The sequence below is a fragment of the Pseudomonadales bacterium genome, assembly GCA_041395945.1.
Classification (GTDB): domain Bacteria; phylum Pseudomonadota; class Gammaproteobacteria; order Pseudomonadales; family Azotimanducaceae; genus SZUA-309.
Window position 1 is genome coordinate 43,325 of sequence record JAWKZN010000001.1, and the last position, 16,593, is coordinate 59,917.

Genomic DNA, 16,593 nt, shown 5'->3' on the forward strand with positions numbered 1-16,593 from the left:
GGGACCAGGTCAGCTTATCCACTTCATGCCCATTTCCGATGCAACGGCGGAGCCGCCGAGCGAGGCCCGGGGTAGCAGGTCCTCGACCTCGCCCTGATAAACCCCTTCCGAACTTCGTGAACCGACTGGCCAGCGGACGATCAGCCGGGCACCAGCCCCGAGTCCGTGAGGGTATAACCGAGGGTAATCAGATCCGCGAGTCCGTCCCGCACGATGGCCTGACCTTCTTCGAGCTGCATGGTGAAGTCACCGGTCGCCCGTCGATCGGCCGGGATGCGTTCGAGCAGCAGCTGCTGTAATTGTGCAGAATCCGCAGCGGGGGTGAAGCGCTGCAGGGTGTCGCAATGTCCAGTCGCCGGATCGTAGATGGCGAAGCTGATTCTGTGCACGGCGTGGGTGGCACCCGCCCGCTGAAAAAGCGCACTCTGGCTGCGCCATTCGATCTCGGGCAGCCACAGACAAAGCTCCGCATTCTCCACCAGAATGTTGTGCTTGTTGGCCATCATGTACTGCCAGAGCCGGAACAGGCTGTGCTCCACGAAGCGCACCCCGGGAGCGCCGCTGCGGTTGCTGATGCCGCAACGCACGAGCATCTGCCTGTGTGAACCGGAATTGGACATTGGAAAGTACTTTGACTCGCCCGTTCGCCTCGTTTAAGTATAGGCACAACTTCAAAAGGCGCTTTAAGGCCCATGGCAGCAGCAATTCTCACTCTGGTCCTGTCGTTCATGCTCGGTGGCACCCTCTGGCTGGTGGCGGGCTCCCGCCTGCCGTTGAGCGAAGACGAAGAACGCAACCAGGTGCTGAATCTCATCGTCCTGGTCGGCATCTTCCTGCTTCCAGTATTTCTGCTGCTGTTCTATGTGATCAATGTTGGCTGACAGGATTTCGAGCGGAGCGGGTGGATGAAGCTGGATATAGATCCGGACAGCGTGAAGGGCTTCCTGCATCCCGAGGAAGGCGAGCTCCTGTACCGGCTCGCGCGTCAGTCGGCCGGACTGGGGCCTGTTCTCGAGGTAGGGTCCTATTGCGGCAGATCGACACTGTATCTGGGCTCGGCCTGTCGGGAAGCGGGCGGTGTGCTGTATGCGGTCGATCATCATCGCGGCTCGGAGGAACATCAGCCCGGGGAGGCTTATCACGATCCGGAACTGCGTGACCCTTTCACCGGTGGTCTGGATTCTCTGCCCGCATTCCGCCAGACCCTCTGGCGGGCCGGGCTGTCGGAGACGGTGATTCCGATAGTCGCAGGCACGGAACTGGCCGGGCGTCACTGGCGCACGCCGCTTGCGATGGTATTCATTGATGGGGGACACAGCGAGGCGGCTGCGCTGCGCGACTACCGGACCTGGAGCCCGCACATCCTGCCTGGCGGGATACTGGCCATCCATGACCTGTTCGAAGATCCGGCACAGGGCGGGCAGGCTCCCATCCGGATTTACCGGCTGGCCGAGGCCTCCGGGCTCTTCAGAACGCTAGCGTCGACGCACACGCTGGGAGTGCTCGAACGCCTCTGAGCGGGGCTGCTGTGGTGTGGTGAACAGACCGCTGGCCGGTGTCAGGGCCTGCAGCGCGTCGGCAGCAAGCAGCACGGCCCCCGCGGTCCAGGTCGGTCGCTCGTCCGGCCAGTTGACCCCATCGGTGAACACGTGCCCCGTCCACCAGGAGCCGTCTTCCACCTGGTGGCGGGCGAGCTGCTCGAACAGAAGCGCGGCATCCGCATCGCGGCCGATCTTCAGACAGGCGAGGATCAGCTCACAGGTCTCGGCCACGGTCACCCAGGGCTGATCGGCCACACAGCGGCAGCCCATATCGGGTTCCACGAACTCCGACCAGCGGGCGTCGATGCGGGCCCGGGCCCGGTCGCCGCCGATCGCACCACTGAGCACCGGATAAAACCAGTCCATGGAATAGCGCGCCTTGCTCTCCCAGGTGCGATCGAATCGATCCGGTCGCCGGGACAGGGTGAAACCCAGCGCCCGGCGGCCTGCCATCCACCGGGTGCAGGGTTCGCCGAGGGTGCCGGCGATTGCGATGGCACATTCAAGGCTTTTGTAGATCGAACTGCAGCCCGTTACCAGGGCGTCTCTATTGATTCCAGTGCGGGTATCCAGCGCCCAGTAGATCTCGCCGGTGGGTGCCTGCAGACCGATCACGAAGTCCATTGCCCGCTGCACCGTGGGCCAGAGTTCACGCAGGAAAGTCCGGTCGCCCGTGGTCAGAAAATGGTGCCAGACACCGGTGGCGATGTAGGCCACGAAATTGGTTTCCGCCCGGGTGCCGTCAGCCACGCGCTCGCCGTCGTAAGCGGCGAGCCAGTAGCCGTCCGCATGCTGCCGGCGGGCGAGCCAGCGATAGGCGGCTTCCGCCTCTTCGACGCGACCGCCGATGCTGAGCCCCATGGCTGCTTCCACGTGGTCCCAGGGATCTGCGATACCGCCGCGGAACCAGGGAATTGCGCCGGTTGGGAGCTGGGTGCTGGCGATGAAGTCGCAGGTGCGGTGAATGAGTTCAGCTCGCATGACCGGCGCCCCGCACGAAATACATGACCACGCTTTTGCCGATGAATGGATTCAGGGCGGCTTCCAGCCAGCGGGTCAGCGCAGGCTTCTGCATCAGGTCCCAGACCAGCAGCCGGTGATAGTTGCGCACAAGCCAGTTCGACTCCCCCTGTTTCCAGAAGGCACAGCGCAACCACCAGTAAGGCGAGTGCAGGCCATGTGCCCAGTGCCTGGCATAGCAGTACATGCGGGTGCGTTCGATTGCCTGTTGCAACTGCCGGCGGCGGAAGATGCGGATGTGACCACCTTCCACCTCGTGGTAGGCGTCAGACAGCTGCCAGCAGATCCATTCCGGGCCAAAGCGCGGCACACTCACCGCAAACAGTCCGCCGGGTTTCAGTACCCGTCGGATCTCCGCGAGCACACGCTCGTAGTCGTGTATGTGTTCCAGCACTTCGGCGCAGATGACTTTGTCGAAGGTGGCATCAGCGAAGGGCAGGTGCAGTGCGCTGGCGGAGAGAAAATTCAACCGGCGGCTGGCATCGGCGTCTGTGCTGAACTCCTGGTAGCGGGTACGGGCGGTGTCGAGGTCCGCCACCGAAAGATCCAGTCCCACCACATGTACGGGTGCTTCGAGACAGGCGCTGATGGCGTGACGTCCTTCGCCGCAACCGAGATCGAGTACCCGGTCGCCACTGTGCAGCTGCAGTTTGCGGAAATCGATGGTGGTGAGACTCACGATCTGCGCCGGGAAGTGCTCAGGCTGAGATACAGATCCGTCATCCGGCGGGCAGTCTGGTCCCAGGAAAAGGCGTCGAGAATGCGCTGCCGTCCGAGCGTGGCGTAGTGTTCCCGTTCGCGAGGATTATCCAGCAGCCGGGCGATTGCGAGCTGCAGCGCACCGGAGTCCCGGGTCGGCACCAGAATGCCTGCGTCACCCACTACTTCCGGCAGTGCGCCGCCATTGGTGGACACCAGCGGCACACCGCAGGCCATGGCTTCTCCCGCGGGCAGGCCGAAACCTTCGTACTCGGACGGCACAATGGCGACCGCGGAGCTGGCGTAGAGATGGCGGATGTCGTCGGTGCTCACCCCATGCACGAAGCGGATGCGTTCGCCGACCGCATAGTGGGAGATGAGTTTTTCAGTGGTGCCACCCGGGCGGGGCCTGCCGATGAAAACCAGGCGCAGCTTGGGGTAGCGGTGCAGGAGCGCGGCGAAGGCGGGAATCAGATACTGGGTGCCTTTCAGCGGCTGATCGGCGCTGGCCGTGGTGATGAGTTGCCAGGGGTTGCGGGCGATACTTGGCTCGGGGCGGAAGCTCTCCGCGTCGATGCCATTGTGGATCACGTGGATGCGCTCCGGCTCGATGTCGAAGGCGGCGCTGATGTCCTGTTTTGATCTTTCGCTCACGGTCACCAGGTGTTGCAGCGAACGGGCAACCCGACTCTGCATGCGCAGAAAGTTGTGCCAGCGTCTGATCAGCAGACGATGACCGGTGCCGGTGGCGTGATCGAGGGCGATGTCGCGATCCCAGGTGATCGGATGATGGATGGTGGTGAGCAGGGGTATGCCCTGGCGCTGCAGTCGCAGCATGCCCCAGCTCAGAGACTGATTGTCGTGCACCACATCGTAAGCGCGTCCGTGAGCCGCCAGGTGACGGGCGACGCGCCGCCCGAATGTGTAGGGTTCCGGGAAACCGCCGGTGGCCATGGAGAGCCACTCGAAGGTGTCTGTGATCGAGCGCAGATGGCGCGGCCGCAGCGCGGTGAGATGATTGGGCGCATCGAACAGATTCAGGCCCGGCAGTTTGACCAGGCGAACCTCCGGATGATCGAGCTCCGGGTAGGGCTCGCCGGAAATCACGTCCACCAGATGACCCGCATCCGCGAGCGCCCGCGAGAGGTATTTCAGGTAGATGCCCTGGCCACCGCTGTAGGGATTGCTGCGGTAACCCAGCAGGGCAATTCGCAGAGGCGCAGAATCCGCCCCGACATCTGAAAATGCCAGTTCCGACATGGCAGTCTGGATTGAGAATCCCCAGGCAAAGAGCCGGGATTTTAATCAACAAGCGTGTCGATGACCACCTTGGGAAGACTCGCCGATCCTGGTCACGGTCGGGTGCCGGTGCACGGCAGCGCTTTCCCCCGCCGGGCGGCGGGTTTCGGGGCATTCGACGGCCTGGAGTTCGTAGACGTGGTGGAACAGGTTGGCAATCCACTGCTGGCCTTCCTGGGTCTTGCGCAGAAAACGCAGACCTTCGGTGATGTAGGGATACACCTGCTCGTAGAAGAACTCCGGGAATCCCTCCCGCAATTCCGCGCTGTTGTGGTAGCCGAGGCGCTGTGCTTCTCCGGTTTCCAGGAATTCGCTGTAGAGGCGGGAGAGTTTCTTCGGATAGAGCGGATCGCCCATCTGGCCGATCAGGTCTGCGGCCCGCACCAGTGCGGAGAGGGTGTCCACCTTCTGGTAGTGATCGTCTGCCGGGACGGGGAATCGGGTCATCTCGATGTGTCCGATCACCGTAGCCACATCGATCAGGCTGTCACCCGAATAGCGCTCCTGGATGAACATGCGGCCACGGACCACGTGGTAGGGCATCAGACTGGCGTCCGTAGCCCCGACGCCGGGTGTAAAGCGCCCGCCGGCCTCGTCGATGAGAAAACTGTCCGATCCGTCCTGCCTCAGCAGTCCGCGCAGATAGCCGATGTCGTGAAACAGCATGGCGATCACCGCGTGCAGCCAGTCGTGGGGAGAGACATCGCCCTGGGAGATGATCCGGCCATGGAGGATCGTCTGACCCACGTCGGTAACCAGAATCGTGTGCTCGAGATCGTGATAGGGGCAATCGCAGTTCAGCAGAAACTCCAGCGCAGTCCGCACCGCGCTCTCCAGAGTCTCCTCCTGCACGGTCTCCCGACCGGGAAAAGCTTCCCGGTAGCGCTGGAGACTTCGTGTCACAAACGCATCGATAAGGGTACGGCTCGGGTTGAACATTGCATATCCGTCGGCTTCATCGAAGTGTAATTGAGGGTTTACTGAGCCTGCGTGCGTTGTGCCACAGTTTTCCGGATCCTGCGTGTCCTGAGGGCCGGGCGGGAGCCAGGGGCGATCCCGGCCTTCCCGTCAAGGTTGTTGTATGAATATAATGCATGTGTATTCCTGTTTTGGTGAGTGCGATTCATGTCTCATGTCGAACTGCGCCATCTGCGGACCCTCGTGGCGCTGCGGGACACGGGCAGCCTGGTGGAGGCGGCGGATCGGTTGTTCCTGACTCAGTCGGCCCTCTCCCATCAGCTGAAAGATCTGGAAACCCGGCTCGACTGCTCGCTGTTCATCCGTAAGACCCGACCGGTGCGATTCACTACGCCGGGTAACCGGCTGCTGAAACTGGCGGATGAGGTGCTGCCCCTGTTTCACAGTGCTGAGCAGGATCTCGCCCGGCTCGCCGGGGGAGAGTCCGGGCGGATCTTCATGGCGATTGAATGCCACAGCTGCTTCGACTGGCTGCTGCCGGCGATCAACGAGTACCGGGAGCAGTGGCCGGACGTGGAGCTGGATATCGCCAGCGGTTTCCACTTCGCTCCGCTGCCGGCCCTGGCGCGGGGCGATCTGGATCTGGTGATTACCGCAGACCCTCTGGAGGATCTCGGCCTGGCTTACCTGCCGCTGTTCAGTTACGAAGCCCAGCTGGCCCTGGCGCGGGACCACAAGCTGGCGCAGCGGCCGTGGATTGAGCCAGCCGATCTCGCCAGCGAAACCCTGATCAGCTATCCGGTGGATCGCAGCCGGCTCGACGTGTTCACCTCGTTTCTGGACCCCGCCGGAGTGGAGCCGCTGCGGGTACGCAACGCGGAACTCACCACCATGATGATTCAGCTGGTGGCCAGCGGCCGCGGAGTGACCTGCCTGCCGAACTGGGCGCTGCACGAATATCTGGAAGGCAATTATGTGGTGGCACGTTCGCTGGGCGAGGAAGGTGTGTGGCCGACGCTCTACGCCGCGGTGCGGGCGGATCAGCAGTCGGCGCCCTTCATCGGCGGCTTTGTCGAGGTGGCGAAGCGCACCTGTTTCCGCAATCTGGTGGGTATCGTGACCGCCGAAGTCTGAGGGGTGGTCTCATCCGGGTCGCTGCCCGGATGCACGTTCAGGGAGTCAGGGTCGTCTCAATCCAGATGTCTTCATCGCGTCGATAGCTGCGGCGATCGTGCACCCCGTTGTCCTGGGTGAGATCGAGACGTTCGACGGTCAGAGGATGCAGGTACAGGCCCTGCGCGGTAGGTGGCGCAGTCAGTGGCTCCGGCAGGGCGAGGCTTGCCAGGGCGGACAGCAGTTCCTCGCGACTTCCGACTGTCGAACTCTGGGGTGCGTGGTGGGTGTAAAACCAGTCCAGGCGTTTCGGGGAATCCGGTCGCAGCTGCCAGCTGGCGTGAACCAGGTGCTCGGGCACCGGATCGGTCCGGCAGGCGAGGCGGTACTGCACATTCAGGGACGGCAGCCACACCAGCACGCTGACGGGTCCCTGGCGCAGCGACGGCCACTTCGGACTCGTGGAGTTCACGAACACCGCCAGGCGTGCCTCCAGATCCCGCAGCACCAGGGTACGCTGCTGGGGCAACCCTGACTCGTCCACGTTGGCGACGGTGCACAGTCCGGCGCAGGGGTCCTGGCGCGCCCGTGCTGCCGCACGATCCGCAGCCAGGCGCTGCATGGGGTCCGTACCGCTCATCCGGGCAGATCCTGTGTGGTTACCCGGATTGCTGTCGATCTCGACAATCGCGAATCTTCTGTTCCGCGATTCCCGGATACCGCGATCCCTGGATCCCGCAGCTGTCGCACCGCGCCTTCAGCGTCGTGCCGGTTCACTGGCGGCGGGCGCGAGGAGAATCTGCACCCAGCGTTCGGCGTTGATGAAACCAGAACCGAATTCTGTCCAGCGCTCGCCGAACCCCGCTTTCGCGATGTCCTCCGCCGAGCGGCCGGCAGCGACTGCGTCCTCGACGATTTTCTGAGTTGCACGGATCATGTCGATACTTTCCGCGATGGTCACCACACTGCCGAGTGCGCCGTGGCCGGGAATAACCCGGATATCCTCCGGCACCATCGCAAGCACGGTCTCGAGATTGCTGACAAAGCCATCCACGGTACCGCCGCTGGCCACGTCGATGAACGGAAAACGGCCGTTGAAGAGGTGATCGCCCATATGAATCACATTGGCGTTCTTGAACCACACCACACTGTCGCCGTCGGTATGGCCGTGAGGCAGGTGGATGAAATCGACTTCGTCATCGTTGAAGTGGATGCGGACCCGGTCGGCGAAAGTCACCAGGGGCAGTGCATAACGTTCCCCATTCTCCACGTCGAGCAGTCGGGCCCGCACATTGTCGTGGGCGATGATGGTGCCGGTCCGGCCGAAGTGGGCGTTGCTGCCGGTGTGGTCACCGTGAAAGTGGGTGTTGAGTACCAGCCTGGGCCGGGCGCCACCGAGTTGATCGATGGCGGCCTGGATGCGCCCCGCCAGCGGAGCGAACTGATCGTCGATGATCAGGGTGCCATCCGCACCGACCGATACGCCGATGTTGCCACCGGCGCCGGTGAGCATGTGCACGCTGCCACCGACGTGTTGTGCGGTGATCTGCACCGCCGCGAACCGGTCCGCTTCTTCGGCGGCAACCTGTGATGTCAGTGTCAAGCCGCAGAGCAGCAGGGCCAGGCCCCGGCGCAGCGGGAGAAAGCGGGGATTTGCGTGTGACTGTTGCATTGCGTGAGTTCCTCTAGAAATTGACGGTCAGACCCGTGGCATTCGGGTCTGCGAGTTCGGGGGGTGCCATGGCCTGGTATCTTTTCGCGAACCGGTAGACGAGCCCGTGGCCGGTCGTGGACAGGGCGTCCCGGATCATGAAGTCCGGATCGACGGCCTCCGCACGGGCGATCAGCCGCTCGAAGGTGAAGATGATGTTGTTCGAGTGCCGGGCGCGGATCGGCGTGCCGTAGAAAAAGTCGAACTGCTGAGCAGGATCATCCATCGCGAATTGCAGCTCGAGAATCTTCCGGGAGAACAGTTCCGAATCCCGCCCGCCGCTGGCGAAGAGCTTGCTCTGTTCTTCGGGCGTGACTGCGCCGCTGGCCAGCGCAGCCTGGCTCGATATATAGAGAAAGCCTTCGATCAGGCTGAGCTGGCTGCGGACGATTCGCGATGTCTGGAGGAAAGCTTCCTGGCGGGCGTGCATTTCAGACTGGGCCATCTTCTCGGACTGAATGATGGCCTGCTCCGCAGTGCGCTGGATCTCTTCCGCCTGGGCACGCAGTGCCAGCGTGTTCTGCTCGAGCTCCTTCTGCTGCAGGAAGTAGCCAATCACCAGCCAGAGAAAGGCGAGCGGCGCGAAGGCACCTTCCAGAAAACTGCCGAGTTCATCCGCGGGCAGATGGGCGAAATTTGACCAGCCAATGTCCGCCGCGATGTACAGCGTACCCAGCAGCAGCCAGCCCGCGGTCAGGCCCAGACCCAACCAGATGCGCCAGTCCGGGGTTCGCTTGATCATAAGATCCGATCAGACGTTGCCGGACTCCGGTACGCCACCGGTGGCTGGACTGGACACGGCTGCCGGCGTCCCACCACCGGTGCGTGTGGATTCACTGGTGCTCTCGCCGGACTGACGGCGCCTGATCTCTGCGATGTCCCGCTGAATTTCGCTCAAACGGAAGATCAGGTCCGGCATCTGGTCGCTCACCCGCCACAACAGGTAGGCGATGCCGAGCAGAACGATGAAGCTGAAAAATCCCATGGGCGATCCTATTTCGGAGTGAATGACACGACGCGACTAGATATACCCAGTCTCCGGGCGTGAGTCCAGCAGCTTGGGTGCGGTCACCAGATCGATGTCGCAGCGCCCGAAACCCAGGTGTGCCCAGTCGCCATCGAAATCGAGCCGCGCTGTGCCGAAGGTGGGCAGATTCGCGGTGACTGCAACTCCGGCAAGCAGATTCAAGGTCTCGGTGATCCCGGGATTGTGCGCCACCAGGGCCACGCTTTCTACTTCGGCGGGCGTGCGTCTGAGCACCGCCAGCAGTACCTCTGGTGGCGCGAGATAAAGTTCGTGCACGGCAACCGTGTGATCGTCGTCGATGTCGAAGGCGGCCTGCACGACTCTGGCTGTGGCCAGTGCCCGGGCGGCATCACTCGTCCACAGCCAGGTTGCTCGATCGCTCTGGGCTGCGAGCCAGCGGCCCATCTCGATGGCGTCCCGGCTGCCGCGCTTGTTCAGCGGCCTGTCGAAATCCCGCTGACCGGGATTCCCCCAGGAGGATTTGGCATGGCGGTGCAGCCAGATCTTCACGGATGCGCGGTGATTCTGCGGGCTTCGCTGAGCAGAAAGAGATCGGTGAGCACCGCGCGCAGATGCATGGAAGCATTGAGGTTGTCGATCAGTTCGCTGCTGATGCGGGGCTGGGCGGCAACCAGTGCAAGGGCGCGGCGGGTCTTGTCGATGTCGGCGGCGATGACGGAACTGAAGGAGATGGTGTCGTCCAGTTGCGTTGCGATCGCCGCAAGGGCGGCATCGAGTTCGCCAACGACCTCACGGGATTTTCGACCCGGACCGGTAGCGTCGTCTTCACGCCCCTGGGCCGCATATGCCAGCAGAAATTCGTAAGCGATTTCCACCGCTTCAATCTGTGTATCCATCAGTTTGTCCAGGCGCGGGCGGCTCGGGTCGGACTCAGGCAGACTCTTTCGGCACCCACCTGGCGGTGTCGTGATTTGCCTTGAATTCGTCTTCCGATATCCAACCGCTGATCATCGAGCGGGTGTAGAAGCGCTTCTCCGGCCGTACGGCGAAGTAGACGTGCAGTGCTGTGAAGCCGATCAGACCCAGGGTGGACAGTCCGTGTAACACGAACATCCAGCCGAGGGTCGACTCTTCGAGCGCGTTGGAGCGCTCCCACCAGGGTGTATCGATCACCCACAGCAGCGCGATTCCAGTGACGATCACCGCGAGCACCAGCAGGGACATCACGTGGTGCATGCCCTTCTGGGCAAACGAATATTTACCGGGCTTGATCGCGCTGTCGAAGGGCTCCTGCAGATCTTTCACTCCGACCCACATATCCGCAGGACGCTGCCAGAAGATCGAACGCACGACGTGCAGCGCAACGGCAGCCGTCAGCACCAGTCCGGAGACCCAGTGAATGGTCAGCCAGTCAAAATCGACACCAATGATCGGCAGCACACCGGTCGCCAGCAGTACAAACACGCTCAGTGCCATGACCCAGTGAAAGGCGCGGTCTATCGCGGCATGGCGCAGCAGCTTGCGGCCAGCGGCGGAAGGGCGGGCTTCAGATCTGATGAACATCATGACCAGCAGGTGAATCACGATCGCGGCAAATGCCAGGGCGACCACGACCCAGAGCAGATCCCAGGACACGCCGAGCAGCACCTCGCGGCCCCACACGTCTTCTTTAAAGCGCACGATATCCATGAACTCAGCTCCGCAGTGCCCGGGCCACCAGGTTTTCCATGAGAGGCAGTTTGAAATGATTGTGATTCAGTGGTCGCGCGCCACGCGAAGCGAATCCGGCGAGGCTGCCCGCGGTCTCTTCGCTGCGGGCCTTACCGATGGCGGCGCGTTCGATGTCGCGCAGGCGCCGGGGTACACATTCCACCGCGCCGAGCACCAGCCTGGCATCGTCTATCAGACCGCCCTTCATCCGGTAAGCGGCGGCGACACTGACCAGGGCGAAATCCCAGACGTTGCGATCGGCAACTTTTTCAAAATAAAAGTCCGCACCGGCGAAGGTATCAGGAATTTCGATCGCGGTGAGTACGTCGCCCGGCCGCAGGACGGTCATGTGTCTGATGTTCACCGCCGGGCCGACGAAGAAATCCGTCACATTGACACGACGCACCCCCCTGCTGTTCTGAATGACCATGACAGCATCCAGCGCCATCAGCGCCACCGCGGTATCCGACGGCGTCACCGCAACACAGCGGCTGGCCCCGAACACGGCGTGTTCCCGGTTCATCGACTTTGGACCGTCGGCGTAGCAGATATTGCCGCCTGCCCGGTAACAGGAAAGACCGCGGCGGTAGTACCAGCACCGGGTGTCCTGGGCGAGGTTGCCGCCGAGGGTGCCCTGGTTGCGGATCTGGGGGCTGGCGACACGGCCTGCAGCCTGAACCAGCAGATCGAAGCGGGCTTTCACCAGCGGATTGCGGATGAGTTCGGTGAGACTGGTCATGGCACCGATACTCAGGCCATTGCCGAGTTCGCGCACACCCTGCAGCTCTGTCACGGCAGCAAGGTCGATCATCGCTCGCGGGTGCCTGGCACGGTCTTTCAGCCAGCCGTAGGTGTCCTGTCCGCCAGCCAGCAGCCAGCCGTCTGCGCCGAGTCTTGCGGCCAGCGTTGCGGCGTCCTCCACCGTCACCGGCTGGAACAGTTCGATATCGGGCATCACGTCGTATGCGGTCATGACTGCCTCAGAATGAGTTGGTGGCCATGGGGCCGGATGATTCGGAGATGCCGGCAACGTGATTGAGAATCACATCCGGCGTTACGGGTGTGCGGTTGAAAAGATGACCACCCAGGGCATCGGAAAGCGCGCACATGAACGCCGCGGTCGCACAGCCCATGGCTGGTTCGCCGATCCCGCGGATGCCCATCGGATTGTCCGGATCCGGCCTGTCCACTGCCGTCCAGCGGGTGGAGACGGGCACGTCCAGATAGGTGGGTGGTTTGCACTGATAGAAGCCGACGTTTGCAGGCAGTCCGTTCTGGGGGTCGTAGACGTGGCGTTCGAGAGACGCCATGCCGAATCCCCACACCGCTCCGCCGTTCATCTGACCGGAAAGCCCGAGCGGATGGACCACGGTGCCGCACTCGGCTACTGCAACATAGTCGATGATTTCATGCTTGCCGGTTTCCAGATCCACCTCGATCTCGACGTAGGCTACCGCCAGCCCCGGTACCGTGCCGCGCACGGGCAGGTTGTCTTTGGCAACGCCCACGAGCCCGGTACCGGCGATACCCTGCACCGCGCGTTGAGTCACTTCGTGAATGTCTTCGGGGTAGCTCTGGCCGCTGTAGGCTCCACCGAGTTCGATTGCCCTGGCGGCAATTTCCCCGTAAGTCATGCCCCGTGTGGGAGCTGACTTGTTGAAGACCCGCTCGTCGGCGTAGTCGTAATCCTCCGCTTTGCCGCCCAGCGTGGCTGCAGCGATCTCCAGCATCTTGTGTACAGCATCCATGGCTGCCACCCAGTTCGCCCGGGAATGGGTGAAACTGGTGTTGCTGCCTGCCTGGTAACTGCTCCATGGCAGGTGCAGGGCCGAGTTGCCGTGATGCACGATGCAGTTGTCCCAGTTGCAGCGCAGCACCTCCGCCGCCGTGCGGGTGGTGGAAACGTATGAATAGGTACCCAGATTGCCGACTCCGCTGTGCAGATGGATGCGACCGTCCGGTGTAATACGCACCAGACCGTCGAAACCATTGGCGCCTGCGGAGTGATAGCCCTGGCCGACGCCGATGCCGGTGACCTTGCTGCCTTTGCGCTGTCCACTGCGCGCCCTGCGCTCGGTCCAGTTGAAAAGCTCGGCGCCCATGACCAGCGCGTCATCCATGTAGGCGCTGGTGATCGGACCCTGTTTCGCATCGATGGTCGCGTTGGAGTCGGGCGCATTGCGGCGGCGGATGTCCACCGGATCGATGCCGAGTTCTCTGGCCGCCTTGTCCATGATGGGCTCAAAAACGGCGGCAATCTGATTCTGCCCCGGACCGCGTTGCGCGCCACGGGGGGTGGTGTTGGTGAACACGGGTACGTCACGCAGGCGCATGGCGGCCGGCTGATAGAGGATCGAGACGGCGCCACCGGCGGACGAGGCATCACCACCGGTGCGGTTGGGTCCCAGGTCTTCGACGATGTACAGATCGACGGCGGTCACCCGGCCATCAGCGTTGAAGCCCGCCTTCACCCAGCCCTGGAAGCCGACCCGGGCGGAGCCGATGTAGTACTCCTCCTCCCGGGTAATGCGCAGCATGACCGGACGGCCCAGTTTCTTCGAAAAGTAACCGGGCAGGGCCAGTGTCGGGTAGGCGGCGATCTTCGAGCCAAAGCCGCCTCCGCAGTGTTCGGCGACATAGACCAGATCGGCGGCGTCGATGCCCAGCATGCGTGCCAGAAAGGGCACCACAAAACTCTGGGACTGGGTGGACCCGTAGACGTGGCATTTACCATTCTGCCAGTAGCTCAACACCGAGCGGGGTTCCATCGACATGTGGGCGTAGCCCGTGGTCACGAAGGACTCCTCAACAATCACGGCGGCGTTGTCGAAACCGGCTTCCAGATCGCCATAGCTCCATTCAGTAGGTGCTGCGCCGGTAGGCTCCCTGCCGGTAACAAATCTGTCGACGTCTTCCCCCGTCCAGCGCAGTTCCTGAATCTCACCGGGATAGACGTTGCCCTGCTCCCGGGCGTTGCTGCCGCCGGGCTTGAGACTGTCGAGGGGGTCGACGACGAAGGGCAGGGGTTCGAGGTCGACACGGATCAGGGCCAGGGCATTTTCTGCGGTTTTTTCATCGACGGCGGCGACTGCGAGAATCGGATCACCGATATAAACGGGCTCGTTGGTGAGAACAGCCGGGGTCGGTGCTTCGGTCGCCGGTACATCGTCAGCGGTAAGGATGCCGATCACCCCTTTCAGCGCCAGCGCCCGGCTCGCGTCGATGTGTCTGACCCGTGCATGGGGCATGGGGCTCGTATACATGCGTGCGTAGACCATGCCGTCGACGCTGTAGTCTTCGGCGTAGCGCGCTTTGCCGGTCACCTTGCCGAAGATGTCGGGTGGCACGAAATCCTTGCCGATGTGGGTATAGCTCATGGCGGCGGTCCTTGTTTTCGTCCCTTGTCTCAGGCGGTGCCTGAGTTACCAGCGGCCCGCATTGCGGCGTTGAGGTAATGTTCGTAGGCACCGCAGCGGCACAGATTGCCGGACAGCGCCTGGCGAGCTTCCTCGCGGCTCGGGTGCGGGTTGTCTTTCAGGAGTGCCACTGTGGCCATGATCTGGCCCGGCGTGCAGTAGCCGCACTGTGGCGCGAGTTCATCGATGAACGCCTGCTGTACCGGATGCAGTGCGCCGCTCGCACTCTGCAGACCTTCCACGGTCAGCACCGCGCGCCCGCGCACGCTGTGGGTGAGCATGGAGCAGGCATAGTGGGAAACATCGTCCACCAGCACGGTACAGGCACCGCATTCGCCGCGGTTACAGCCGAGCTTGGTACCGGTGAGACCCAGCTTGTAGCGCAGGGTGTGCGCAAGGGTCTCCTGGGGCAGGACATCCACCGGACGCCTGCGGCCGTTGATATTCAGTGTTAGGAGCCGCTCCACAGTCCCGGCCGGATGCGCATCCGACGAGGCCGCGGAAGCGGAATACCAGGCAGAACTGCTTGCGGCAGCGGCACTGGATGCAATGACACCTTTGATGAAGCGTCGACGCGATAGATTCGGATTCAATTTTGCGTACCCCCGCCGCGCATTCTACACGAGTGTGTGCCGCGGGAAATGCGGGCGCTGAGCAGCCGCTGCGAATGTCGCGGGGCTTCGATGGGATTGCCGCCGGTGCGGGAACCTTCACCAGCACCGACGGCCTGCCGCAATATCAGTTCGCGGGATTTTCCATGATCGATGCGGAACCCAACCGGTCGCTGGCTGCCGACTGAGCCAGCTCGCGGCGGCGCACCATGAGCTGACCGATGTCCGCCAGGGTGTTGCTCGCGGTTTTCATGAACAGCCCGGGCAGCAGGCCGTGCACCAGACAGGCAATCCCCGATCCGATCAGGCGCAGGCCGATATGGAAGGCGTGACCGGCATGCTGAGTGTAGGACTCGTCGATGTCGTGCAGATGCTGCCGAAACAGTGTCTCGATCATGGTCTGCTCCTCGTCAGACTGATTCACGAGGTGGATGTTATAGTGTTTTCCGGCGGCTTTTATCTCCTTTTCGCTATAAACCGGCGTTGTATTGGGATGATTTTGCCAATCAGTCCCAGATATCGAAAAATTCCTGCAACGCACTCATCTGATTCCCCCTGGCAGACGAGGGCACGACGATGGGTGTCCTGATTCCGGCATCGAACCAGGCTTCCAGACCCTCCCGTACCTTGCTGGCGGTGCCGAAGAGGGTGGTATCTGCCAGCCAGCGGTCCGACAGGCTGGCACTCACCCCGGCCATGTTGCCCTCTGCCAGTGCCGCCTCGACACCGGCCATCTCCTCTTCATAGCCCGCCTGCTTCCAGTAGTTGCGGTAATTGGGCAGTGCCGCATAGCCGGTCAGGGTGCGGCGGTTTACCGCCTTGGCGGCCTCCTCGTCGTCGGAAATACAGGTCGGGATCATGTTGCCGATGAAAAAAGCCGGATCGCTGCGACTCCTGTCGCTGAGTACGCCGAGGGAATGGCTCATATGGGAGCGGGCCCCATTGGCAAAGACCATACCCTGGCCGATTTCTTCCGCCAGCGAAATCATTCTGTCGCGCAGTGTCGCCAGCACCAGCGGTGGCATGTCGCCGGCCCGGGGCACCGCCCGCAGCTCTTCGACAAATCTGCGCATGTCGGCCAGGGGCTTGCCCTGGGTGACGCCCAGGCGTCGCATCGCCGGCTCGTGGCTCACTCCAATACCGAAGCGGAAACGCCCCTTCGATACCTCGTGGATGAAACCCACGGTCTGGGCGAAGTCATTCACGTTGCGGGTGTAGATGGGCGTGATGCTGGTGCCGATCTCGACCTGCTCGGTTACCAGGGCGATGGCTTCGCACAGCGCAAGATTGTCCGACAGACTCGGGCAGAAAATACCGGGAAACCCCCGGCGCTCGATCTCCCGGGCGGTATCCAGAATGGCGGCTCGTCGGCCGGGTACGGCGGCGAGGCTGATGGCGGGCAGTCGGGTCATCGAGGGCTCCTTACTTGCAGGTCAGATGAAGCTGGCAGGTGATTCATGACACAAGATTCGCCCATGCGCCCGGGATTAGCAACGCAGGCTGCACTGCCATGCTGCACTGCCATAGTGTGTCGAAGTACTGCCGGGACGCTCAATGCCCTGCTCCA

General features: G+C 62.7%; 20 protein-coding genes. 3 read left to right on the forward strand and 17 right to left on the reverse strand.

The window, feature by feature from the left end:
- Window positions 1–140: 140 nt before the first annotated feature.
- Window positions 141–620, reverse strand: a complete 480-nt coding sequence (locus tag R3E82_00195; protein MEZ5549288.1) for a hypothetical protein — start codon at window positions 618–620, stop codon at window positions 141–143.
- Between the two features lie 72 nt (window positions 621–692).
- Here R3E82_00195 and R3E82_00200 point away from each other — a divergent pair, with 72 nt between their 5' ends.
- Together R3E82_00200 and R3E82_00205 are read left to right on the forward strand one after the other, a co-directional pair.
- Window positions 693–881, forward strand: a complete 189-nt coding sequence (locus R3E82_00200) for a hypothetical protein (protein ID MEZ5549289.1) — start codon at window positions 693–695, stop codon at window positions 879–881.
- A 24-nt stretch (window positions 882–905) separates the two neighbouring features.
- The gene (locus R3E82_00205) at window positions 906–1,517 is read left to right on the forward strand and encodes a class I SAM-dependent methyltransferase (protein ID MEZ5549290.1); all 612 of its coding nucleotides are present in this window, start codon (window positions 906–908) and stop codon (window positions 1,515–1,517) included.
- Here R3E82_00205 and R3E82_00210 read toward each other — a convergent pair.
- From R3E82_00210 to R3E82_00225, 4 genes are read right to left on the reverse strand one after another with little or no spacing between them, the layout of a single operon-like run.
- Complete coding sequence (locus R3E82_00210; protein ID MEZ5549291.1) at window positions 1,476–2,522, reverse strand: hypothetical protein; 1,047 nt, start codon at window positions 2,520–2,522, stop codon at window positions 1,476–1,478. The two genes, R3E82_00205 and R3E82_00210, sit on opposite strands and share 42 nt — an antisense overlap.
- Complete coding sequence (locus R3E82_00215) at window positions 2,512–3,240, reverse strand: class I SAM-dependent methyltransferase (protein ID MEZ5549292.1); 729 nt, start codon at window positions 3,238–3,240, stop codon at window positions 2,512–2,514. The genes R3E82_00210 and R3E82_00215 overlap by 11 nt, the downstream gene beginning before the upstream one ends.
- The gene (locus R3E82_00220) at window positions 3,237–4,520 is read right to left on the reverse strand and encodes a glycosyltransferase family 4 protein (GenBank protein MEZ5549293.1); all 1,284 of its coding nucleotides are present in this window, start codon (window positions 4,518–4,520) and stop codon (window positions 3,237–3,239) included. The genes R3E82_00215 and R3E82_00220 overlap by 4 nt, the downstream gene beginning before the upstream one ends.
- A gap of 45 nt (window positions 4,521–4,565) precedes the next feature.
- A complete protein-coding gene (locus R3E82_00225; GenBank protein MEZ5549294.1) occupies window positions 4,566–5,498 on the reverse strand; it encodes a hypothetical protein in 933 nt (310 codons plus the stop codon).
- Between the two features lie 186 nt (window positions 5,499–5,684).
- Here R3E82_00225 and R3E82_00230 point away from each other — a divergent pair, with 186 nt between their 5' ends.
- Window positions 5,685–6,611 carry a LysR family transcriptional regulator gene (locus R3E82_00230; GenBank protein MEZ5549295.1) on the forward strand — a complete coding sequence of 309 codons (927 nt, stop codon included), beginning with the start codon at window positions 5,685–5,687 and terminating at the stop codon, window positions 6,609–6,611.
- Window positions 6,612–6,648: 37 nt separating this feature from the next.
- On the opposite strand, the gene R3E82_00235 is transcribed toward R3E82_00230, so the two are convergent.
- The 12 genes from R3E82_00235 to R3E82_00290 form a co-directional block, all read right to left on the reverse strand.
- Window positions 6,649–7,230: a hypothetical protein gene (locus R3E82_00235; GenBank protein MEZ5549296.1), complete on the reverse strand. Its 582-nt coding sequence runs from the start codon at window positions 7,228–7,230 to the stop codon at window positions 6,649–6,651.
- A gap of 117 nt (window positions 7,231–7,347) precedes the next feature.
- Entirely contained in the window at window positions 7,348–8,262 is a 915-nt protein-coding gene (locus R3E82_00240; GenBank protein MEZ5549297.1) for an MBL fold metallo-hydrolase, read from the reverse strand.
- Between the two features lie 13 nt (window positions 8,263–8,275).
- Complete coding sequence (locus R3E82_00245; protein MEZ5549298.1) at window positions 8,276–9,043, reverse strand: hypothetical protein; 768 nt, start codon at window positions 9,041–9,043, stop codon at window positions 8,276–8,278.
- A 9-nt stretch (window positions 9,044–9,052) separates the two neighbouring features.
- The gene (locus R3E82_00250) at window positions 9,053–9,286 is read right to left on the reverse strand and encodes a hypothetical protein (GenBank protein ID MEZ5549299.1); all 234 of its coding nucleotides are present in this window, start codon (window positions 9,284–9,286) and stop codon (window positions 9,053–9,055) included.
- Window positions 9,287–9,322: 36 nt separating this feature from the next.
- Entirely contained in the window at window positions 9,323–9,838 is a 516-nt protein-coding gene (locus tag R3E82_00255) for a histidine phosphatase family protein (protein MEZ5549300.1), read from the reverse strand.
- Window positions 9,835–10,185, reverse strand: coding sequence for a hypothetical protein (locus R3E82_00260; protein MEZ5549301.1), 351 nt, complete (start codon window positions 10,183–10,185; stop codon window positions 9,835–9,837). Before R3E82_00260 ends, R3E82_00255 begins: the two co-directional genes overlap by 4 nt.
- 34 nt (window positions 10,186–10,219) lie before the next feature.
- Complete coding sequence (locus tag R3E82_00265; GenBank protein ID MEZ5549302.1) at window positions 10,220–10,978, reverse strand: cytochrome b/b6 domain-containing protein; 759 nt, start codon at window positions 10,976–10,978, stop codon at window positions 10,220–10,222.
- 4 nt (window positions 10,979–10,982) lie between these two features.
- Window positions 10,983–11,972, reverse strand: coding sequence for a xanthine dehydrogenase family protein subunit M (locus tag R3E82_00270; protein ID MEZ5549303.1), 990 nt, complete (start codon window positions 11,970–11,972; stop codon window positions 10,983–10,985).
- Window positions 11,973–11,979: 7 nt separating this feature from the next.
- Window positions 11,980–14,376 carry a xanthine dehydrogenase family protein molybdopterin-binding subunit gene (locus R3E82_00275; GenBank protein MEZ5549304.1) on the reverse strand — a complete coding sequence of 799 codons (2,397 nt, stop codon included), beginning with the start codon at window positions 14,374–14,376 and terminating at the stop codon, window positions 11,980–11,982.
- Window positions 14,377–14,405: 29 nt separating this feature from the next.
- Entirely contained in the window at window positions 14,406–15,008 is a 603-nt protein-coding gene (locus tag R3E82_00280; protein ID MEZ5549305.1) for a (2Fe-2S)-binding protein, read from the reverse strand.
- Between the two features lie 145 nt (window positions 15,009–15,153).
- Window positions 15,154–15,423, reverse strand: a complete 270-nt coding sequence (locus R3E82_00285) for a DUF6356 family protein (GenBank protein ID MEZ5549306.1) — start codon at window positions 15,421–15,423, stop codon at window positions 15,154–15,156.
- Between the two features lie 109 nt (window positions 15,424–15,532).
- Window positions 15,533–16,438, reverse strand: a complete 906-nt coding sequence (locus tag R3E82_00290; protein MEZ5549307.1) for an LLM class flavin-dependent oxidoreductase — start codon at window positions 16,436–16,438, stop codon at window positions 15,533–15,535.
- Window positions 16,439–16,593: the final 155 nt, after the last annotated feature.